At 55.2% G+C, this 21244-nt stretch carries 20 protein-coding genes; 7 read left to right on the forward strand and 13 right to left on the reverse strand.

Translation table 11 applies throughout. From position 1 onward, the window contains the following. The first annotated feature begins 43 nt into the window (after positions 1–43). Positions 44–1216 (forward strand): group II intron reverse transcriptase/maturase, encoded by a 1173-nt coding sequence (gene ltrA / locus FF011L_RS09390; protein ID WP_218933101.1) that lies wholly within the window; start codon positions 44–46, stop codon positions 1214–1216. Positions 1217–1268: 52 nt separating this feature from the next. Here ltrA (FF011L_RS09390) and FF011L_RS09395 read toward each other — a convergent pair whose 3' ends face one another. Continuing rightward, complete coding sequence (locus FF011L_RS09395; protein ID WP_145351440.1) at positions 1269–1580, reverse strand: hypothetical protein; 312 nt, start codon at positions 1578–1580, stop codon at positions 1269–1271. Positions 1581–2281: 701 nt separating this feature from the next. On the opposite strand from FF011L_RS09395, the gene ltrA (FF011L_RS09400) reads away from it, so the two are divergent. Then, the gene (gene ltrA / locus FF011L_RS09400) at positions 2282–3721 is read left to right on the forward strand and encodes a group II intron reverse transcriptase/maturase (RefSeq protein WP_218933102.1); all 1440 of its coding nucleotides are present in this window, start codon (positions 2282–2284) and stop codon (positions 3719–3721) included. Positions 3722–4367: 646 nt separating this feature from the next. Here ltrA (FF011L_RS09400) and FF011L_RS09410 read toward each other — a convergent pair. Next, on the reverse strand, positions 4368–4748 hold the full coding sequence (locus FF011L_RS09410) for a hypothetical protein (protein WP_145351442.1): 381 nt from the start codon (positions 4746–4748) through the stop codon (positions 4368–4370). A gap of 191 nt (positions 4749–4939) precedes the next feature. Between FF011L_RS09410 and FF011L_RS26230 the strand changes: the two genes are divergently transcribed. After that, positions 4940–5332, forward strand: coding sequence for a hypothetical protein (locus tag FF011L_RS26230; RefSeq protein ID WP_218933103.1), 393 nt, complete (start codon positions 4940–4942; stop codon positions 5330–5332). Between the two features lie 440 nt (positions 5333–5772). Here FF011L_RS26230 and FF011L_RS09420 read toward each other — a convergent pair whose 3' ends face one another. The 9 genes from FF011L_RS09420 to FF011L_RS09460 all read right to left on the reverse strand — a co-directional run bounded on the left by FF011L_RS09420 (position 5773) and on the right by FF011L_RS09460 (position 15194). Continuing rightward, a complete protein-coding gene (locus tag FF011L_RS09420) occupies positions 5773–8445 on the reverse strand; it encodes a PAS domain S-box protein (RefSeq protein WP_145351443.1) in 2673 nt (890 codons plus the stop codon). A 63-nt stretch (positions 8446–8508) separates the two neighbouring features. Next, entirely contained in the window at positions 8509–9657 is a 1149-nt protein-coding gene (locus FF011L_RS09425) for a DUF1559 family PulG-like putative transporter (protein WP_145351444.1), read from the reverse strand. Continuing rightward, the gene (locus tag FF011L_RS09430) at positions 9654–10565 is read right to left on the reverse strand and encodes a DUF1559 family PulG-like putative transporter (protein WP_145351445.1); all 912 of its coding nucleotides are present in this window, start codon (positions 10563–10565) and stop codon (positions 9654–9656) included. Before FF011L_RS09430 ends, FF011L_RS09425 begins: the two co-directional genes overlap by 4 nt. 1 nt (position 10566) lies before the next feature. Continuing rightward, on the reverse strand, positions 10567–11019 hold the full coding sequence (locus tag FF011L_RS09435) for a hypothetical protein (protein WP_145351446.1): 453 nt from the start codon (positions 11017–11019) through the stop codon (positions 10567–10569). Further along, positions 11016–11549, reverse strand: a complete 534-nt coding sequence (locus FF011L_RS09440) for a PulJ/GspJ family protein (RefSeq protein WP_145351447.1) — start codon at positions 11547–11549, stop codon at positions 11016–11018. The genes FF011L_RS09435 and FF011L_RS09440 overlap by 4 nt, the downstream gene beginning before the upstream one ends. Then, the gene (locus FF011L_RS09445; protein WP_145351448.1) at positions 11546–11938 is read right to left on the reverse strand and encodes a type IV pilus modification PilV family protein; all 393 of its coding nucleotides are present in this window, start codon (positions 11936–11938) and stop codon (positions 11546–11548) included. Before FF011L_RS09445 ends, FF011L_RS09440 begins: the two co-directional genes overlap by 4 nt. Beyond that, complete coding sequence (locus tag FF011L_RS09450) at positions 11935–13203, reverse strand: type II secretion system F family protein (protein ID WP_218933104.1); 1269 nt, start codon at positions 13201–13203, stop codon at positions 11935–11937. The genes FF011L_RS09445 and FF011L_RS09450 overlap by 4 nt, the downstream gene beginning before the upstream one ends. An 8-nt stretch (positions 13204–13211) precedes the next feature. Next, positions 13212–14201, reverse strand: a complete 990-nt coding sequence (locus FF011L_RS09455; protein WP_145351450.1) for a type II secretion system F family protein — start codon at positions 14199–14201, stop codon at positions 13212–13214. Then, positions 14202–15194, reverse strand: coding sequence for a type II secretion system F family protein (locus FF011L_RS09460; protein WP_145351451.1), 993 nt, complete (start codon positions 15192–15194; stop codon positions 14202–14204). A gap of 155 nt (positions 15195–15349) precedes the next feature. On the opposite strand from FF011L_RS09460, the gene FF011L_RS09465 reads away from it, so the two are divergent. Genes FF011L_RS09465 through FF011L_RS09475 form a run of 3 tightly spaced genes read left to right on the forward strand, consistent with a single transcriptional unit; the run spans position 15350 to position 16852 of the window. Then, complete coding sequence (locus FF011L_RS09465) at positions 15350–16129, forward strand: PIG-L deacetylase family protein (RefSeq protein WP_145351452.1); 780 nt, start codon at positions 15350–15352, stop codon at positions 16127–16129. Between the two features lie 38 nt (positions 16130–16167). Beyond that, complete coding sequence (locus FF011L_RS09470; protein WP_145351453.1) at positions 16168–16542, forward strand: 4a-hydroxytetrahydrobiopterin dehydratase; 375 nt, start codon at positions 16168–16170, stop codon at positions 16540–16542. Continuing rightward, positions 16532–16852, forward strand: a complete 321-nt coding sequence (locus tag FF011L_RS09475) for a hypothetical protein (RefSeq protein WP_145351454.1) — start codon at positions 16532–16534, stop codon at positions 16850–16852. The genes FF011L_RS09470 and FF011L_RS09475 overlap by 11 nt, the downstream gene beginning before the upstream one ends. A 268-nt stretch (positions 16853–17120) precedes the next feature. Here the strand turns inward: FF011L_RS09475 and FF011L_RS09480 are convergent, their stop codons facing one another. Then, positions 17121–17780, reverse strand: coding sequence for an RsmD family RNA methyltransferase (locus tag FF011L_RS09480; RefSeq protein WP_145351455.1), 660 nt, complete (start codon positions 17778–17780; stop codon positions 17121–17123). A gap of 87 nt (positions 17781–17867) precedes the next feature. On the opposite strand from FF011L_RS09480, the gene FF011L_RS09485 reads away from it, so the two are divergent. Then, the gene (locus FF011L_RS09485; protein WP_145351456.1) at positions 17868–19247 is read left to right on the forward strand and encodes a peptidylprolyl isomerase; all 1380 of its coding nucleotides are present in this window, start codon (positions 17868–17870) and stop codon (positions 19245–19247) included. Positions 19248–19518: 271 nt separating this feature from the next. On the opposite strand, the gene FF011L_RS26235 is transcribed toward FF011L_RS09485, so the two are convergent. Beyond that, the gene (locus FF011L_RS26235; protein WP_218933105.1) at positions 19519–21072 is read right to left on the reverse strand and encodes a hypothetical protein; all 1554 of its coding nucleotides are present in this window, start codon (positions 21070–21072) and stop codon (positions 19519–19521) included. Between the last annotated feature and the right edge of the window lie 172 nt (positions 21073–21244).

The following is a 21244-nucleotide window of genomic DNA, read 5'->3' on the forward strand; positions in this document are numbered from 1 at the left end:
AACTGCGGAAGGGCGACCGACCGTGGAGAGGAAGCCTGCGACCGTGTGCGTAAACGCCGGGTTTGTTTGTCGCCACCCGGACACGGTCTCGTCAAAGCTGCTAGATGGCACGTGTCGCCCCGATCCGGTGCGACGCAAGACCATCGACAAGCCCGATGGCGGCAAGCGTTTGCTTGGTATTCCAAACATCGTCGACCGCTTGATCCAACAGGCCATCGTCCAGATTCTCACGCCTGTGTTCGATCCGCAATTTAGCGACTCGAGCCACGGGTTTCGGCCTAAACGCTCGGCTCACGGAGCCGCCAAGCAAGTACGTCGGACGGTCCGGCGCGGCTACCGCTTCGTAGCAGACTTCGATTTATCGAAGTTTTTCGATCGAGTCCAACACGATGTCTTGATGTCGCGTGTGGCTCGTCGAGTCCGCGACAAGCGGCTACTGCAATTGATCGGACGCTACTTGCGAGCCGGTGTGATGGTCGAAGGTGTGCTGCAGCCGACCGATCTAGGAACCCCGCAAGGCGGTCCACTGAGCCCGATATTAAGCAACATCCTGCTTGATGATCTGGACAAAGAACTGGAACGTCGCGGGCTCCCGTTCGTTCGCTATGCGGATGATTTTGCGGTCTTCGCGAAGTCGTCTCGAGCGGCCGAGCGGATCATGAAGTCGGTCGGACGTTACGTAGCGAAGAAACTTCGCTTGGTAGTCAACGAGGAGAAGAGCCGCGTGTTGGCTTGCACGGAGTTCGAGTTCCTAGGGTTCTCGTTCCCGAAGTCGCGAGCGAACATCAACGTGTCTGTTAAGTCCATCCTTCGCTTCAAACAGCGTGTCCGCGAGATCACCGGCAGAAGCCGAGGGATCTCGATGGACCGCCGACTGGGCGAGCTGCGACGATACGTTCGCGGCTGGATGGGTTACTTCGGGATCGCGTCGCAACTGAAGCTGTTCGATAAACTCGACCAGTGGATTCGCCGCCGCATTCGGATGTGCTACTGGAAACAGTGGAAACGACCGAAACGTCGACGGGAAATGTTGATTCGATTGGGAGTTCCTCGCCGCCAAGCGATCCGTCACGCACGCAGCCGCAAGGGGCACTGGCGTATGGCTAAAACCATCGCCAGTAACGTTGGACTGACCAACAAATGGCTCCAAGAGGAAGGCTTACTCAGCTTGAAGACTCTGTGGGCACAGCTTGCTCCACTTCGTCGAACCGCGTAGTGCGGACCCGCACGCTACGTGGTGTGGGGAGGGGCACCGGAAACGGTGCCCCTTACCCGATTTCTGTCTTTTGTTGGGGTGACGTTGATGAATGCGTCGCAACCGGGTCAGCAGCGCCACCCCGAGACACCATCCCGCGTGGAAGCGTGAGACAAAGTGTCAGCAGCCATTCATCTATCGGTTTCGCGAACCAAACAACGTAGTCATGTTCGTGATCCAGATATGTCCATTGCAACACCGGTTCACCACCCCGAATCTTGTAATGTAGCGAATCTTGTAGTCCCCAGCCGCTATCATCGGGCAAAGTGCAATCGGTGATTTCCTGCGGCGGACCGACAATCGCAGAAACATCAGATGGCGACATGCCGGAAACAAGGCGGGGGAATGAGTCAGTAAATGTCGGTCGGTCGGTCATGCAACGAGTACTTCCACGCAAGCCTGGTCGAGCATTTTGAGCAGTGGGCCAGTGACAGAACGGTGGCCGTCACCTGGGACGGACGATTAATTTTCCACTTCATAAACCGCGCAAGCCGTCCTCGGGTGCACGGCTTGGGTACGCCCGGCATGGGCGTGATCGTTTTGGGGTGCAAGTCCCCTGTACGAGATTGGAAACTTTCAGGTGTCAGTATACCAAATGATCGACCACGAAAGGGAAGTACTAGACGAGGGCAACTGCGGAAGGGCGACCGACCGTGGAGAGGAAGCCTGCGACCGTGTGCGTAAACGCCGGGTTTGTTTGTCGCCACCCGGACACGGTCTCGTCAAAGCTGCGAGGCTACGAACAGAAACGTCATACAAGGCCGGTTCGGTCAGGCGAGCACGCCCATCCGTGCGAAGCCGTCCCCAGTCGATCGTTCAGGTAAATGGCGAGCTTGTGCAGCGATACATCACGCTCTTATCCGGGGAACTCTGCACAGCCTGGTCGAGGCCAGGCGTCGCTCCGACGAGTAGGGCTTGCCCGAAACAACGGAACGCGGCGGCGAAAGCCACCGTGGGCGGTGCAGAACTCAGCAGAGGTCATAGTACTGAATTTTCGATCCCAACGGAAACAGGAAGGACCGAACGATGAAGAACAAGGAGGAGCCATCGGCCCACTCACGGCGAGGGACCCCCTCGGTGCAAGTTGATCTGTATTTTCCAGACAACGTCGGCACCGAGACCACCGGTTCACCATCCCGACCGGGAGATACCGCCGCGACGCGGGCCGAGCAGCCAGCCTTGAGCCACTCAACAGAGTCGCTGATGCAGCACGTGGTCGCCGACGCCAATTTCGAAGCCGCTTGGAAGAACGTGAAGCGAAACCGCGGAGCCCCTGGCCCCGATGGGATCACGATCGCGGAATTCCCGGACTGGTTTCGACCTCGTTGGCAGTCGATCCGGCAACAGCTGCTCGATGGCACGTATCGCCCCGATCCGGTGCGACGCAAGACCATCGACAAGCCCGATGGCGGCAAACGTTTGCTTGGAATTCCAAACATAGTTGATCGCTTGATTCAACAGGCCATCGTCCAGATTCTCACGCCTGTGTTCGATCCGCACTTTAGCGACTCGAGCCACGGGTTTCGGCCTAAACGCTCGGCTCACGGAGCTGCCAAGCAAGTACGTCGGACGGTCCGGCGTGGTTACCGCTTCGTAGCGGACTTCGATTTATCGAAGTTTTTCGATCGAGTCCAACACGATGTCTTGATGTCGCGTGTGGCTCGTCGAGTTCGCGACAAGCGGCTACTGCAATTGATCGGACGCTACTTGCGAGCCGGTGTGATGGTCGAAGGTGTGCTGCAGCCGACCGATCTAGGAACCCCGCAAGGCGGTCCACTGAGCCCGATCTTAAGCAACATCCTGCTTGATGATCTGGACAAAGAACTGGAACGTCGCGGGCTCCCGTTCGTTCGCTATGCGGATGATTTTGCGGTCTTCGCGAAGTCGCCTCGAGCGGCCGAGCGGATCATGAATTCGGTCGGACGTTACGTAGCGAAGAAACTTCGCTTGGTAGTCAATGAGGAGAAGAGCCGCGTGTTGGCTTGCACGGAGTTCGAGTTCCTAGGGTTCTCGTTCCCGAAGTCGCGAGCGAACATCAACGTGGCTGTTAAGTCCATCCTTCGCTTCAAACAGCGTGTCCGCGAGATCACCGGCAGAAGCCGCGGGATCTCGATGGACCGCCGACTGGGCGAGCTGCGACGATACGTTCGCGGCTGGATGGGTTACTTCGGGATCGCGTCGCAACTGAAGCTGTTCGATAAACTCGACCAGTGGATTCGCCGCCGCATTCGGATGTGCTACTGGAAACAGTGGAAACGACCGAAACGACGTCGAGCGATGTTGATTCGATTGGGAGTTCCTCGCCGCCAAGCGATCCGTCACGCACGCAGCCGCAAGGGGCACTGGCGTATGGCTAAAACCATCGCCAGCAACGTTGGTCTGACCAACAAATGGCTCCAAGAGGAAGGCTTACTCAGCTTGAAGACTCTGTGGGCACAGCTTGCTCCACTTCGTCGAACCGCGTAGTGCGGACCCGCACGCTACGTGGTGTGGGGAGGGGCACCGGGAACGGTGCCCCTTACCCGATTTACCCGCTCTTCAGTCATAGCTCGAATTGTGATGCATCGGCGTTTTACAGTGACCGTATCATAGCACGAAAGCATGCTGCAGTGAGCACTCCGTTTGCAAGTCCAGCGCAAACTCCGACTGCAACGGCAGGTATGGAAAACCGCTTTACGATCGAACACAAGCCGATGAATACCGATGGGAAGATTAGGGCCGAGAATACAATCCCGATTGGAAACGGGTTCACCGGGGGTGAAAATCCAAAAGCAACGAACATCAGCACGGGCAGCAAAGGCAAGAGTGGCGAGAAAATGAGCTTCGAAGCACCGTCGAACGGATCAAAGATAAGGACCGCAACACCTGAAACAAACGTTGCCGCAATCCAGTAACTTGCAATTAAAGGCAATGCGATTCGTGGGGGGCGACCATTAGCGAGTGCCATTGGATCTCAAGCGGATGAGAGCAATTTCAGTTGGGTAACGTTTGAAATCACGGGGATCGCGCCATGGAACTTCCATCACCCAAAATGAATCCGCGATCTCCCGTGCATTTCGTGGTTATTTGGCGCTTTCCAGACTAATGCCAGGCCAACACACACAGGTTCAGTTTATGGACCGGCGCGTCGGGTCGCAACAGTTTCGTCTGTCTGGATCGAGGAACGAGGCAATGGTTGCGATTCTGGCGACCGTGCCATTTGAATCGCGACCGCAGTAGCCCACGAAGCGAGTGTGACAATTGTGATATGGCCAAAAATGACCGGGAACGCCAGACCCCAGTATTCGGGTGCAAATATGCCGACATAGGCGAGCCATACGGGTTGGCGACCTAGGGAAATGTTGCCCATGAACATTTCGATGGTCGGAACAAACAGACCAGCCACAAACAGAATTGCAAACGCAACCAAAAAGACGCGACGGTCACGGACGACAAAACGCGACAATCGGCGAACGGTCGTCTCGGTCGGCGGTGAGTACGGGTTGAGGTGCATGACAAACGTGGCCACCGGAAATCACGAATCACACAGCAGTCCAAATAACGGGAAGCATCTGCGCGGTGGCGGAAACCAGATTTCCACTTGTTGAAGGTGTCCACCGCCACTCCGTAGCATGCATTGGTTATTGCGTGCGGGGCGGATTGGCCGGGCCCGGTCAGGGCAAGTGAAATTGTACGACAGGCCGGATGGCGAAACAACAAAGCTGGAAGCGATGCAAAGCCAACCACGTCGACAAGATGACCAGTGATGGAATGATCGAGCGGCGATGCAACTGCAAGGTGGGGTCACCGGTGATTGCCGATCAAAGGCAAAATCAACCAAGGGATCTGGGAAAACCAACCCGGGTGCCGATGCTCAAGTCCGAGATCCAACCAGCATTTTCCTGCCGACGACATGCGACCCACCAAAGCAACTCAAGCAAGACGTGGATGTTCGATGCCACTCGAATGTCGCCGAGCAATCAACCAATTCATCGCAATAACGATCCATTATTCCCGGACGGTCCGGGTTGGAAAATGTTTATGCCTTGGACCATCCAGGGCATAATCTCTTTTATACCATGGTTGATCCCTGGATAATCGGCTCCCCCCGATAGAACTGGTGCTTTTTTTGGGGAATTTCCGATAGACCTCGATAGACCAACGCTAAGCCTTCCAATTCGACGTAAAATGCCCAGTTGTGATTCCGTCTTGCTCGCCTCTCACCGCACAGGACCCCACAGACTAGGCACGCTCCAAACCGCCTGCCCCGCCCTGCCCTTCCTGCGGCACCGATAAGTCCGAAAACACCCGGACAACCCCGAATAAGCCGCTCCCGTCTTGCCTGTCAGGGCAAAACCAAAGAAAGGCCTTTCCCCCATTTTTCCTAGGGTTCCAGCGTTTTTTCCGCATGCGGAGCTCCCCGAAGGCCCGAGGCCCGGAGATGCGCAAGAGAGAGAGCCGCCCCCTCGGGATGAACGGCCGTATCGACAAAAACACCCTGATGCAAGTTGTGATGCATGCTCGTTTTTCGATCGCCGTTAAGCTTTACGAGATACGGTCTTAGGGCCAGTCCGGACTGGATGCTGAATCCAGTCTTCGGGGGCAAGGTCCAGCACCAGCGAGAATCGGCTTCCCGCCCCTAATTCACTGCTGACCTCGATCCTTCCTTGCAAACGTTTGGCCAGTCTGCGACTGATCGCCAGCCCTAGCCCCGTCCCTCCGATGCTGCGGGTGTCGGAACCGTCGACTTGGTGGAAGGGTTGGAAAAGTTCGGTAAGGCTGGATGCCGAGATACCGATTCCGGAATCTCGGACTTCAAAGGTCAGTTGGTGTGATTTAGGGTCGCCGAAAAGACGTATTTGGACCTGGCCTTGATCGGTGAATTTGATGGCGTTACTGACCAAGTTGATCAGGATCTGTTTGATTCGCAATGCATCGCTGCGAATTTGCGTGGGAACCGAAGAGTCGATTTCGGTGGTCAAATCAAGACTTTTCTGTTGCGCCCGGATCCGCATTAGTTTGGCGACTTCGGCAACCAGTTCCGACGGGGAACAGGCCAAAAGGGAAACCTGAAGTTTGCCCGATTCGATTTTTGAAAGGTCGAGGATGTCATTGATGATCTGCAGAAGATGTCTCCCATTCTCCTGGATCGTTTCAATCAGATACTGATTTTCATCATGCCCGACCGAATCTTGTAACAGATCCGCGAACCCAAGGATCGCGGTCATCGGAGTCCGGATTTCATGGCTCATATTGGCCAGGAATTCGCTCTTGGAGCGATTGGCCGCATCCGCTTTTTTTCTCGCTTCGAGAAGTCGGCGAGCATCCTCTTTTTGTTTGCGAACGTCGCGCGTGATGGTCCCTATCGCAAACGGCATCTCTGTTTGCGGGTCATCGATGCGAAACACATCCCAGAGGACATGGATCGCTTCGCCGGTCTGGAAATGTTTGAATTCGATCTCTGTAGAACATTGCCCTGTATGGATACAGGTCTGGATGACGTCTTCTACTTGCGGCGTCGATTCCGCGAAAAAGTAATCTTTTACGTTGATCGCATTGATTGGATCGGCATCGCTTAAACCGACCAAACGGCGCCCGGCGGGGTTGAGAAAAATGCCCTGCCCGTCCAGATTCCAAATGCCAATGAAATCGGTTGATTGTTTCGCCATGGTGCCAAGCACCGCCAGCTGTTCTCGATCCTTCAACCGTTCGCTGATGTCGATCGCCGATGGAATCAAGTGGGTGATGTTCCCGCCATCATCGCGCATCGGGACGATCTGAAAATCGATGGTGACAAACTTTCCTTCAGAAATTCGAATCGGAACATTAAATCGCGACGGGGTGCCGTTGGCCGCGTCTTCGATCGCTGTCCGAAGTTTCTCTTGAATCGCCGAATCGTAGCTCCACCAGTAGATGTCGGCGAACGGTTTGCCGATCACCTCTTCAGGTTTCAACTGAGCAACCTTAAGAGCCGTCTGGTTGACTTCAATCAGCGTGCCATCAGGGGTGCAGACCGCTGCAAAGGTAAATAGGGAATTTAGAATTCGCCGGAGCAGACGTTCGCTTTCTGTTTTTGCGGTGACGTCATGCTGAGTCCCGACAAAGTGCGAGACCTTGCCTTGTTCGTCGGCGACCGGTGTGATCCGAACTTCATTCCAGAAGGTACTGCCATCTTTGCGGTAGTTCAGCAGCGTGACCGAACATTCGCGCTGGTCCTCGAGTGCCTGGCGAATTTCGCCGGTCGCTTGCCGGCTGGTTGCGGGGCCTTGAAGAAACCGGCAATTCTTGCCGATCACTTCCTCCGCCGAATACCCGGTCATTCGCTCGAAGCCTCGGTTGACGTACCGGATCGGTTGGTCTTTTCCCGTGGCGTCGGAGATCGCAATTCCGCTTTGGATGGAATCGATTGCGCGTTCACGCAGTCGCAAGGCGGTTTCTCTTTGAACGGCTTCGGTGGTGTCCCAGTTCATGCCGACCATCCGAATTGCATGCCCTTGCGGGTCCCTGTCGACGGTTGCATGTCCTCCCAACCAACGTTCCGTGCCGTCGCGGCGGACGATGCGAAACTGTGTGTTGTATTCGGTTTTCCCCTGGATTGCCGAATCCAATTCGCTGCGAATTCGGGATCGGTCATTCGGGTGGACCAAGCTAATAAATCGCTTCAGGTCCCAGGACTCGTCGGGCGCCATGTCGAAAAGGGAACGCTGCTGGGCTGACAGTTCTAGATGTCCCGATTCTAAATCCCATTCAAAAACCCCCATCCCTTTTGCCTGAAGTGCAAGCGACAGCCTTTCCTCACTCTTTTTAAGAGGGGTGACATCCGTAAATGTCAGCACGATTCCAGTTAGCGTTCCATGGTGGTCATGGGAAGGAAAGACCCTGCGGATAAGCGATTGCCCAACCGCGTTCGTGAAGGCAACTTCGTTTAACGCTTGTTGTTGAAGTAGGGCTCGGTCAGGAAGAGGCGGAACCGATGCATCGCGCGTCGCTATTTCCGCCAGCGGGCGCCCGATATCTTGATCGGTTAAACTGTAGATATTTGCCACTTCGGGAGTGAAGCGGCGAATTCGTAGTGCCCCATCTAGAATGATGGAAGCAATCTGTTGACTTTCGAGGATGTTCTGCAGAACCTGATCCGAAAGAACGCGCCCTTCCGAATCGTCGGAGTTGGCGTCTGCGTGGGATGTGGACGCGGGGTCCTTGGGGGACATGGGACTGTCGATTGATTCGGGGAAGCTCTTTTGAGAAATCAGCGGTGTTGCGTTTACATGAGGCTAACGGTTCGGGATGACCAGAGGTAGTTGGTCGTCACGCATCCCCAACTGTGCAAGAAATTTTCGGTCCACTTCATTGTCGAAATAACGAACCTTCCCGTCGCCAAATATTGCTTGGCTGCCCTGATGACTGCTTCCCAGTGGCTTGGCTTTTAGAGACTCCGCGCCCAGGGGCATTAACGGAAACAGTGGGGTTTCCATATCCATCCCCATCCCCATTCCCATCCCCGTTCCCATATCCATATCCATATCGAAACTAGGCGAGAGCTCTGCTGCATCATCGTCGTCAGGAAACTCCGCTTGATCCCCCAATTCAAAAAGGGCATCTTGAATACTCGCTATCGAATACTCACTCTCAAGCGTTTCTTTTGCGATTTCTAGTTTTTCTGATAACATTGCCAGGTACTGGTCATAAGTCTGTGGAGGTGTCAGGAATCCGGCATAGGCATCGTAGGTGTTGGCTCCTTCGAATGCATCCATTGAATAGTTAAACATGAAATCGGAATCGTCGGGTTCGACAATGGGGACTCCGGTGCTTCGCAAACTAGCATTGGTGCCACTCATCCAGCCCAGCCCCGGATTTTCTGTTTGATTTTGTTCGCCGATGAACAGCGTATTGGAAAGCCCGTCGTGGATATCACGGCGGGTGAGGAAACGATTCGCAATAAAAACGCCCCGCGAAGATTCTTGAATGGGGACAGGGCGTCCGTCGTGAATTCCTGCATAGCTGGTCGAATGATTTTCGGAACCCTCCCATGAACTTGGACACTGCAGCGTGGGGAGTTTGAACGATTTCTGCAGGAAAAAATTCTTCGGGTCGTAGATGCTTAGGCTGCGGTCGATCGCTTTGCTGAACAGAGATCCTTGGTCCATATAAGGTGCGATTCGAGTCAACCAGCCGTGGTGATAGTCGGTCGGGAATTCGCGGACAGGAATTTCAACGGCAAGCGTACCGGCAGGGAACTGCGAGTAGGCCGACTCATAGGCTTGAATGCCGTACCACAGCTGAGTCATGTTGTTCCCGCAGGAAGCCTTTCTCGCTTGTTCACGACTCGCCTGGATCGATGGCAATAGTAAGCCGACCAGGACGCCGATAATGGCGATGATGACAATGGTTTCCAGCAGCGAAATTCCTCGCCGACCGTTCATTGTGGATCTCCGTCGGCGGACGGTTTGCTTTCGGTGGTTAACGAACCATCGGCGGGTGTTTTCCAGTTCGCAGGTATTTCCCCATCGCTACGGGATCCCAGTTGCTGAAGCAATTCTTGGTCGGTGGAGTTGCTGTAAAAACGAATCCCTCCGGCTCCATCGCTGAATTGGGCACCTTCGGGGTGGCTGCTGGCAAACCCGCCAACGGTTAATGGGTCGAGGTTTAGCGTATCCAAATCCCAGGCAGCATTGATTGGATGCCCGGTGTTTCGCAACGTCGCCCGCGTTCCGCTATACCAACCTAAATCGACAGCCGCACCATCCTGTTTTTCGCCCAGAAATAGCGTGTAGGCCAAGCCATCACGCACGTCTTCGCTGGCAACCGGCTGGTTGAGGAAAAACATTCCGTTGTTCGATTCATCGATGGGAGTTTCGGTGCTGCTGTGAACGGCGGCATAACTGCTGCGGCTGTCGAAATTGGTTGGCCCGGAGGGGCAGTTTAAAAAAGGCAAAGACAGCTCTTGGATCGTCTTGTTCTTGTCGGAGTAAACGCTGGTGGAAAGGTCGATGGTTTCGTAGACGTTTTCCGCTTCCAATTCGGGCAGCAGTGCGATGACCCAGTTCTGATGCATTCCCTCGGCAACGTTTTGAATCGGTCCGGTGGGGTTATGGGTGCCCACAGGAAAGTGCCCATAGTTCATCTCGTAAGCGACCATGGCTCGATTCAGGTTGGCAAGATTTTCGCTGCAGCGATTACGACGCGCGATTTCACGCATTGCCTGGACCGCCGGTAGCGTCATCCCCAGAAGGACTCCGATGATGGCTATGACGACGAGCAATTCGACCAGCGTAAAGGCCGCCCGAGGCACTCGATAAAAGGTTCGTTGAGAGGTTGGTTGGTTCGACATGCTATTCGCTGGACGGTTGGGCGGAGATGCTAAAACGGCGAGAAAGAGACTGCAACGTTCGCTCTCCCGCGTTGATAGAAGCCGTTAACTGATAGGCCTGTTTCTCGTCTTCGGTTTGTTTAATCACGACTTGCTGTCGCCATTTGGAATCAGGAGAATTTAACACAAGCGCAAACTCGGAAGCTTCGTTCGATGCGTTGGCAGGTAGCGGGCTGTCAAAGGACTGGCGTGCGCTAAGCCAATCTTCAGCGCCTGCTAACATCGCTTGAAGCGATTGTTGTCGTTGCTGTTGGAGGTTCTCTTTGCGAAAACCCAGTTGCTGACTGGTGATCGCGGTCACTGCGCCTGCAAGTCCCAGCAGCAACAGCATGATTAGAATCAGCTGGCTGCTGCCGCGGCGCGGTTGCCATGTCCGGGGTCGATAGGTCAGAGGAAGCGATGGCATGGTTTTCATGGGCTCCACTTCGTGGGGTCTGCGGAAGGGAGGACGACGTCCATATGTCCGCTGGGTGGCTGCTGTTTTTGCGATTCCCATTGAAACTGCACGATGTCGTCTTTGATCTGCCAGTTTGTGGTCCACTCTGCAGGCAGCACGAATCCCTCACGAGCGACGGTTTTGTCGTCGACGATTTTTTCCTTCTGGATTCGTTCCGGAAAAATGGAATAGCGAATGGCATATTCCTCCGATTTGCAAAGCAGTAAATCCCCTTCGGTGGTGCATTCTTGTGCGTTGGTTATCTCTTGCAACAGATCCTGTTGCAGGCGATTCAGTTCATGCATTTGCTGCATGTTGGCTTGTACTTGGTTTTGCGTTTCGCTCATCCAACTTAACAGTTGGGTTGCGATTCCCGCAATAATCATCAGGACGGCCGTCGCCAGCAAGGTTTCCAGGATCGTGAATCCGCGGGAAACACTTCGGCGTGCAGGGTTCAAGCCATTTCTTGGCTGAAGGCGATCGTTTGGTTGGCAATGGGTACGGATCATTGGTCCTCCTCCTTAAAACGCCATAGATCGGAAGTCCGCGTCATTTGTTTGGAGGCGTCCGAGACTCGTACCGTGATCTGCTTTCCCTGAACTTCCGCCGCTTCAAATTCGCGTACTTCGATTGCTAGTTCGTAATTGTCTGGCAGCGATTTTTCGATGGACGGCCATGAGGCGACATCTGAATTCAATTTCTCAAAGGGAATTTTCTGAAGACGCGCGGCGACGTTGTCTGAGCTGACTTGGCAGTACCACCATTGCCAGTTGGATTGTTGGTTGCGGCGTGCCGTCGCCACGTATTTGGTGATGCCGACCACCGCCGTAGCCAGCAGGGACAGCGCCACCACGGTTTCGATAAGGTTCCAGCCTCGGCGGTTGCGTAAAACGCTCATGAAGGAGCCAGCCCCGTGATCAAAGTCGTTAAGAAGAGAAACAGGTAGTGGCCAACGGCAAGGACAACGGTTCCGCACACAATGACGCTAAGTGGGAACAAGATCGCGGTCGCTGAATTGAATCGCATCTGAGCACGACGTTGTAGGTCGCGTCCGATTTGACGCAATGAACTTGCCAGATGATCGGTTTTGGTTGCCGCCTCAATCCACGTTGCGGATCGCCGTGGAATCAATCCTGAACTGCTAAGTGCTAGGCTCAGCGGCATGCCTTGTTCTGTCTTCGTCGCTGCCAGTCTGAGTGACCGCACGGCACCAGGATCGCGGTAGGTCGCGATCAGGGAGTGCAACGCCTGGGAGGATTCCTGGCCTGCATCGACAGCGGCGGCCAGACCATTCAGCCATTCCGATTGACGTTGGGCACGTTTGATTGGGACGCTAAATGGCAGCAACCACCGAAGCCACTGCCAATTGGTTAACCAGTACGTCAAGCGAAGCATCCCCCAGCCAAACATCAGCATGATGCTGATTATGGGGACGTTAATGAAACCGAGCGTAAACCAATGGTTATCCAACGCCGGTGAACCAAGATCAAACTCTTCTATCATTTCTTTCATCGTGGGTACGATGAAAGTGACCAAAAAGAGAATCAGAAGATTGATAAACAACATCACCGTAAAGAAATAGCTCCAGAGCGGTGTTGCGGAGTATTGGTCGTCGGCGTCCAGACGGACACCACCTAGCAGAACCTCTCGCTTGCTGGCCGTTGACCAAGTCGAATCTTTTTTGTGTTGGATTGCCAGCAGCGTTTCAGTCTCCAGTGGAATTTGCAGCCAGTGTATGAGGGGGACGAGGTCCGCGCCGCGTTCCAATCCGATCGCAAATGCATTTGCTTGGGCACCGAGGAATGTCGCGTTCCTCGCGCCAAAGCCGTTTGCGACTTTTGTGATGGAGCCTTCGTTTCGACAGGCCAAGCGGATCGATTCATTCAGCGTTTGAACCGCTTCGCGATGACTTAGCGAACGCCACTGGAACATCACTCCGATAAAGATTGCCGAGAAAACAAAGGTTACAAAGATGGGCAGAAAAATGGCGGGCAGCGTGAGGCACAAACCGTAAATGACGATTCGGTAAAAGATCTCCAGCCCTTGGCGGGCCGGGATTCGCTCCGGGGGGATTGCACCTTGACCGGCCAACCAGCGGATCGCGTAAAGCACCGCCATGACAACGATGCCAAGGATCGAAATTCCCAAGAAAAATAGTTGCATCCCGATCATCATAGACCTCCCAACATGCCAATGAGGACCTGAATGCGACTGATCGCAATGGTGTAGCCGCTCCAAGCCATCGCCGCTGCAACGGTGAAAACCACCGGTGGGAAGGCGGTTCGCAAGCGACGCGTCTGACGGTCTGCGGAGCGGATGAAATTGTCGGCCGCCAATCGCCAGCCCTCCGCGGGTGCGGTGGCCGTTCGACTGGAAACCATCGCTGCCATTAAGCCGTTGGACATGTTCTGACGTTCAAGAACTTCATCGATCGCCATTCCTTGGTCCAGGCGGTCTGCGATCGCGCGAAGACCCGCCGCGGTGAGTGGATTGGTTGCGACCGCCGCGGTTTCCCGGAAACTGTCACTGTAGGAACGGCCTGCCGCCAGCGAGCGGCTGATGCCGTCGCTCCACTCGCTCGATTCGATGGTTGAATACGTTTTGCCCACCATCGGAATCCGCCCGAGTAGCCACGTGGCGATCGGCCCAATCAAGGGAAGGCGTCGCATTGCACATAAGAAATAGACAACCCAGGCAAGCCACGTCAGACCGACCGACAATACAAAACAAAGCCACCAGAGAACGTAATGGCCCATGGGGGTTTCCAGTTGGAATTCGTCCAACATCGATTGAATCTGATGATTGGTGTAGACCAGCAAAGCCATCGTTGCCCCCAACGCGACCGTCATGATCAGTGCGGTGCCTAGAAGTAAGCGGCGAATTTGAGTTCGCTGGCGATTCAAACCTTCGCTAACGGACAGGTAATCGCTTAGCGAACCGATCGCCTGGGCTGGTCCTGAGGCGACGGACGCAAAGAACCGTTCGCGTTCGCTTGTCCGGTCGGTCGAAGGGGATTCGCCTCGTTCAATTTTGGCTGCCAGTTCTAGCAGGTCCGCACGTTTGCGCCGGCCGCGAGTTTCTCCGGCCGCGGCGCGAAGGGCCGCCGGAATCGGTTCGCCAGCTTCGGCCAACTGCAGCAATGTAGGAAGTGAGTGTGACATTTAGAGAACCTCGCCTAGTTCTCGATAAATCGGAAACAGCACGGCAAGCAGGTAACTGGTGACGCAGCAGCCTCCGATGACAACGACAATTGCCGTAGGAATCCAATGGACCAACCAACGAAATCGATCGACCTGCAATTGGCGGTACCAGACCGCTAAATTTTTCAGTTGAGGGATCGCCGCGTCGGGTGCGATCCCGACCGACGAGGCATCGACGGTGGTATCGCTGCGAAGGTGTCCCAGCAGGTACTTCAGCATCGGCGGGAGTCCGGACTGGGCGGGGCCACTGGCGCCCGCGTTGTGAGCTTGGACCCATTGCGGCATTTCGCCAGCCAATTGGCGATCCCCCGCCAGTTGGGCTGCGTAGGGGAGGGCCTTGTTGAGGGGCAAATCCGAATCAAGTTCCCAGGCCAGCGTATCACAGAACAGTGCCAACCTTCCGAACCGTCCGGGCAACCGTGCAAGCTTTAATAGAATGACCATCAATCCCAACGCTACCAGCGGGAGCACCCACCAATAACCACTAAGGATTGTCACGATATTTACGGGCCCGGCGAAATGTTCGGTCGCCTGCAACAGGTTCTGGAAATGGGCCACGGTAAACCACAGCACCGCACACCCCAGTACAAGGGTAAAGGCTGGGTAGATGTAAGCGACGAAGGCGGTCGTTCGTAGGCTTCTCCGCTGCCTAAGCAAGATCGCCAACTGACGCAGGCCTTCGACATTCCCGGTTTCGGCGGCCAGTTGAATCGCCGCCTTTCCTTGGCCGCTCAGTTTCGGAGAGAGTCGTTCAAATCCTTCGCCTAGGGAACGTCCGGCTTCCAGGTCCGTTCGGAGCGATTGGGCGGCTCGTTTTAAACGTCCCAATTGGCCCGTTTCGATCGCAAGCAGTTCGGGAACCAATGGCCGGTTACTTTGGATCATTGCCGCGATTTCATCGAGCAGCGTCGCTAATTCCGGTTCGGAAAGGGCAATCGATTTGCGTTCAGACATGAGCGCCCTTGAAAAAGGCTGATAGATGACAATCCAACTTGTAGCGTTTCAGTGTATCACTTGTCGGGGGGGCAAGGTCTTTCAGAGAACGACAAATCAAGCCAGAATAGGGAAGAGCTCCCTTCCTTGTTCACACTCCCCAGGAACGATTCCAAATGCCTTCGGTTTTAGCAATTGCAGCCCATCCTGATGATATTGAATTCTTGATGGCAGGCACGATGTTGCTCTTAAAAGATAAAGGGTGGGACCTGCACTACATGAACGTGGCCGATGGGTCGCGTGGGTCAACGGTATTGTCGTCATCTGATTGTGCGTCGACGCGGTTGAAAGAAGCCCGCGCCGCCGCAGAACAGATGGGGGCTACCTTTTATCCCCCAATTGGCCGCGATATGGAACTTCGATACACCCATGAAATGTTCCGGCAAATTGCGGCCGTCGTCCGGCAAGCGAAACCATCCGTCCTCCTGACACATGCTCCGGTCGACTACATGGAGGATCACGAAGCCGTTTGCCGGTTGGCGGTAGCCTCCGCGTTTGCTCACGGAATGCCGAACTTCGAAACGATGCCAGCGGTCGATCCCTATTATGAACCGCTGACGGTCTACCACGCCCAACCGCATGGCAACCGGACTCCGATGGGCCAGCGAGTCCATCCGCACTTCTGGATCAATACGGAATCGGTCCTGGAACGTAAAGAAGCAGCCTTGGGGGAACATCGCAGTCAGAAAGAATGGTTGGATGAAAGTCAGGGAATGGACTCGTACGTTCAAACGATGAAAGATCTGGGCGAGGATTCCGGCAAGATGTCGGGACGCTTCACTTACGCAGAAGGTTGGCGAAGACGCGAGCATTGGGGATTTTGTGGACCCGATGATGATCCGCTTCGCGACGTTTTGGCGGACTACCTGGCGCCTGGCGTCAGCCGCGATGCTTGATGTTTGGCTAGTCGTTTCTCGATTCCCAGTGGTGTGTGATGCAACGGTCTGAATTGACTGCACGGCGTTGTCAGGCTTGTGAGGGGGGGATCCCCGCCCTGCAGGAACCTGCAATCCGATCGATGTTGGCTGCGGTTCCCGAGTGGAATTGGGTTCCCGGTGAAAACTGCATCGAACGTCGCTGGAAATTGAAAAATTTCGTGCAGGCGGTCGCTTGGCTGCAGACGGTCGCCGACATCGCCGAAGCGGAACAGCATCACCCGGATCTGCATCTAACGGGATATCGGAACTTGAAAATCGTGCTTACGACCCATGCAATCGAGGGGCTGAGCGAAAACGATTTTATTGTCGCCGCCCATATCGATGCGGCGTGGGAGGCGGCCGCCAAGGAGGCCGACAACCATGCGACGTGATCGAGCCTTAGCCTTGTTGACCGAGTGCACCGGAGATGACATCTGGTCTCCGGAGCACTGCCGCAAGGCTGGTGTTCCGGAATCGTGGATCGACGAACTGTCCGAAGCTTACGAATCGGGTTTTCAGAGCGACCGGCAAACGATTTATTATCAAGAAAAGGTCGTCAATCAGTATCACGGGATCCGCGATATTGAACTGGCCAAAAAACTGGGAACGGTCCTGGGAATCGACGTCCCTCAAACGATTGCGTTTTCCCTGCGTCCAAGCGATGCAGTGAATGCGATTTGGCAAGCGGTCTTCGAAGGCTGAACAAAAAGCCCTCTCGGCGGCGAAGCTTTAAGTGTCGCCTTCCGCTCGAGACGTGAAATTTGTTGATGACGAAAGTCGACAATCACTAAATCCCAACCCGCCGCGTAAGCGAGGGATTATGGACCGTGTTCCCGGTCCCTCGCTTACGCAGTGGGTTGGGATTTTCTAATGCGTTGCCGCTCAGCCGCACGCCAATTCGGAAACCGTCACGAATAGATTGCACGTCGCCCGCGAAAGGCGACATTGCCCCGGCTGGGATGGCTTGTTCCTACAGGCCGCCGCAGAGTGCTGGAGGTTCATAGAAGCCCAGCTGCGTCGACCCATAGCGGCGGATGTCCCACGGTTCAAGCGGAAGTTGTTCCATGTCCCAGTGTCCGTCGGTTTCGGTAACCACGACACTCCCCTGGGGCGCGTGTTCGGCGATCCAGCGAAGCATGTCGAACATCTGATCGACTTTTTCTTCCCAGAAAATATAGGGAGGGCAGACAAACACGATCCAGGGCTTCGGTTCTTCTTCTTCGCTCATCATGTGGCGCGACATCCGGAACGCGTCCCCGATGACCACTTTGACTTTTTCTTGGGCATCGAGCGAATCGATGGCGGTTTGGATCGATTTTGCCATCGGACGATTCCATTCAAAGCAAACGGCTCGCTCGGCTCCTCGACTGACCGCTTCAATCCCTAAGATTCCTGTTCCGGCGAACAGGTCCCAGGCGATGGCCCCTTGGACGGCATGTTTTCCGAGGACATTAAACAAATTTTCGCGGACGCTGTCCTTCATCGGCCGAGTTGAACGTTGACCGTTGTAGCGGATTTGGCGGCCCCCCATCGAACCACCGATCACGCGGAGATTGGTGGGGCCAATGGTTTTTAGCGTATCGGCCGATTTACGGGTCGTTCGAGTTCGCGTCTTTCGCGGTCCTGCCATACACTAAGTCTCCAAGTACGGGTTTTGACTCCGAAAGCGGGGGTATGCCCAGTAAACCATTCGTCAGTCTGTTGCGTAGTGTAGGGCATGAGAACTCTTATTCAAAACAGCCCCTTGTGGCGTCGTTCAATGTTGGTCGGACTTTCCCCTAGCCGTTTGTTGGCTCGCCTCACCCTGGTGGCGGCTGTCGGGTTCTTCGGAGGGGGCTGGGGGACGGCTGCGCCGGCGGCCGCTCAGGAGAAATTAGAGGAAGAAACGGTCGTCGAAACGACTGTCGAAACCGAAGAGGCGGCTGAACCCGCCACCGAAACGCCGGAAACGACCGAAACCGCTGAGGCTTCCGATCCGGACGATTCGGCGCCAAATGAATTCCTGAAAGATCCGGTCGCCGCGGCACTGCAGAAAGAGTACGAGCGGTTGCGGGTTGCCTGGGTCGAAGAGATGTCTGCGATGCAAACGGCCCTGATTCGGTTCCACGATGGAAGTGAAGAAGATGCTGCGGCGCGGATTCAGGTTTATCGGGAACACCAGCCAGCGGCCCGCCAAGCCTATTCCGCGTTGCTGGATCATGTTGTCAAAATGTTGGAATACAACAGCGATGGAGGCGGGTTCCTGTGGGAATTTATCGCTCGCACGATCGATCACCGCGGAAATGTCGATTGGTATGAGGGGCTGACTCCTGCGGCTAAATTGTTGGCCGAGCAGACGCATGGCCCGGTAAGTCCCAAGATGCACTCCGTTTATGCTCGTTCATTGATTGTTGACGGGGATTTTGCGACGGCGCGAACCGAGCTGGATTTGGCGTTGCAGACCGAAGAGCGGTTGGACTGCGACATGCGTTTGGTAAGTACCTTAAGTGCACTGGAAGAGCAGTTTGTCAGCGAGCAAAAACGACTTGCTGCCGATCCCGATGATCTACCTCGAGTCGAATTCCAGACGACTCGAGGCCCGGTTGTGATCGAATTGTATGAAGATCAGGCTCCCAACACCGTGGCGAACTTTCTCCAGTTGGTCGAGGATGGCTTTTACGATGAACTTCCTTTTTATCAAGTCATGGATCAGTTGTTCGCAATGACAGGGGATCCGATCGGAGACGGTTCGGGCAGCTCTGGTAAAACGATCGCTGATGAATCCGATCACGCCGATGCGCGTTCGCCGCTTCGTGGATCTTTGGTCATGGCAAAAATTCCAGTGCCTGACGATAACTCTGGTCGAACCTACCCCGATACCGCAAGCAGTCAGTTTATGATCCTGTTGTTGCCGCTTGATTTGAGCCGTGGGGAGTACACGGTGTTCGGTCGAGTCATTGAGGGAATGGATGCGATCGCCTATCTAAATCGAATCGATCCATCGGAAGAAAAAGAGGAGGGAGACGTTTCGTTGCCGCCAGATCGAGTGCAAACCGCAAAAGTTCTGCGAAAACGCGATCACGATTACAAGGTGGAGTACATCGAAACAAGCCCATAAGCCAAGCGTTGAATCAGCAGACAGCACGTCGCAAGCCATCCCGATCGCCTAGCCGCGCTGAAAAGTTCAAACCCCACTTTCTAGCCACTCCTTCACTCCTTCACTCCTTCACTCTTTCACTCTTTCACTCTTTCACTCCTTCACTCCTTCACTCCTTCACTCCTTCACTCCTTCACTCCTTCACTCCTTCACTCCTTCACTCCTTCACTCCCCCCACCTCCAACCGCACGCAACAGCGTGCGGTATGCAACTTCCCGCTTCCAACTTCCCGCTATCGCTGGATGGTGTCCGTTTCGTTAGCACCATCAGCGATTCGGTTGCGGAAGGGGTTGGCTAGCGAGCGAACCAGGTCGAGGACTTCTTGCAGGTTGGCATCGATTTCTTCCTTCGATGGCTGGGGAGTCGCCTGTGTGAGGGCGTCGTCATCCTGGCGATCAAGTTTGGCGAGGAAGTTCTCTTCGAAGTCAAAACCATCGTCGTAACGCGAATCGGTGGATTCGACATTGTCTGCCAATCGACCGGCTGGTTCCGCTTCGCAATCGACCCGTTCGTCTGCTTCATTCTGAATCGGGCAGCAGACCGAAGGCATATAGGGTGAGACGATGACCACGCTATCAGGAATGATCTGTGGTGGTCCCACTTGGGCGGGGATTTCGAGTGCAACCGCCAAGGCTTGAGGGGCGGCAGGGGGGCCAACAATCGCTGGTGCGACAGGGAACTGCTGTCCAATCTGAACCAGGATTTCGCTTGCTTGGTGTCTTGCTGCGAAGACCAATCCAGGCAGTTGCGTTCCGATCGATTCGGCTTGCAGGTTTTCTCGCAGCCATCCCTCTTCGGCCAAGGCACCGCTGACCTGCCATACCAGTTCGTCCAACAGGCAGTCCATTGGGATCATCGGTCCCTGTGGTTCTGCAGCCGTTGCAACGACGCTCGGTTTTGGCGGGACCACGCTGGCGAGTGGCTCTTCACCCGGTCCATACAAAGCGTGCAGCGAGGACTCGTTGTGAACGATGGAGTCGGTCGCGGCAGGCTGGTTTGGGATTCGCAATCGGCGTTGGGGTACAGGGATGCCACCTGCGAAGACCTGCCAGCGTAGTGCGTCCGCGGCGGTCAAGTCGTAGGGTAGGTATTCCTCTGGAGCCCGCAGCGTGCAGATCACGGGTGAATCATTCAGCGGTGCCTTCTTCATGGGGGCCTTCGTCGCAACAGCAACCGGGGAGGCTTCAGCTGCTTCGTCACGAAGGGGGGGGACGTCGATCGGTTCTTCAATCGCCAGCCGCTCCAGGGCGATTGCCAAAGCGGCGTCTAGTGCCGCGGATTCGGCGGCCTCTACTTCGGCCGCCTCGATTGCCAGCCGAGCTGATTCTTCGGTCACGGCAGCGAAGAGAGCGGCAGCTTCGGCGTTCGCGGCAGCTTGCTTGGCTGCTTCGGCTTCAGCCTTTTCAGCGGCCTGCTTGGCCGCTTTTGCTTCGGCCTTTGCAGCAGCCTGTTTGGCTGCTTTTGCTTTGGCCTTTGCTTTCAGTTCGGCTTTGGCTGGAGCGGCTTTGGAAGAGGCGGGGGCCGCTTCCGCTTCAGGGGTGCAGTAGCGGATTCCAGGAAGATCAGACGGGGCGCTGGAGTCCGTTGCTGCCGCCGGGGTGGAGGAGTTGGAAGTGTTGGAGACCAGCGTTATCGCGGTGGGAGCGATCGCTTGATCTGCGGTCAGACCGCTAGAAACTAAGATTGGATGGGCTGAACACTGATTCAAAAAGTGTTGAGCATGAGCAAGGCTGGGCAACAAACAAATAGCCATGCCAGCTAACCAAACGCGTAGGCGAAGTTTCATCTTCGTGTCCTCCTGACAAACCTCGTCGCGGCTTCCTAGATCCGTTCACAGATCTGACGAGTTTGCTAAATAATTGGGTGGGATAAATAAAAGGCTGGGCGACGCATGCGCCGTGAAATTAGCCGCTTTCAATCAATAAAATTTTTGAGCGTCCCGTCAGCCTGAATCCCCG

It is taken from the genome of Roseimaritima multifibrata (assembly GCF_007741495.1).
Classification (GTDB): Bacteria; Planctomycetota; Planctomycetia; order Pirellulales; family Pirellulaceae; genus Roseimaritima; species Roseimaritima multifibrata.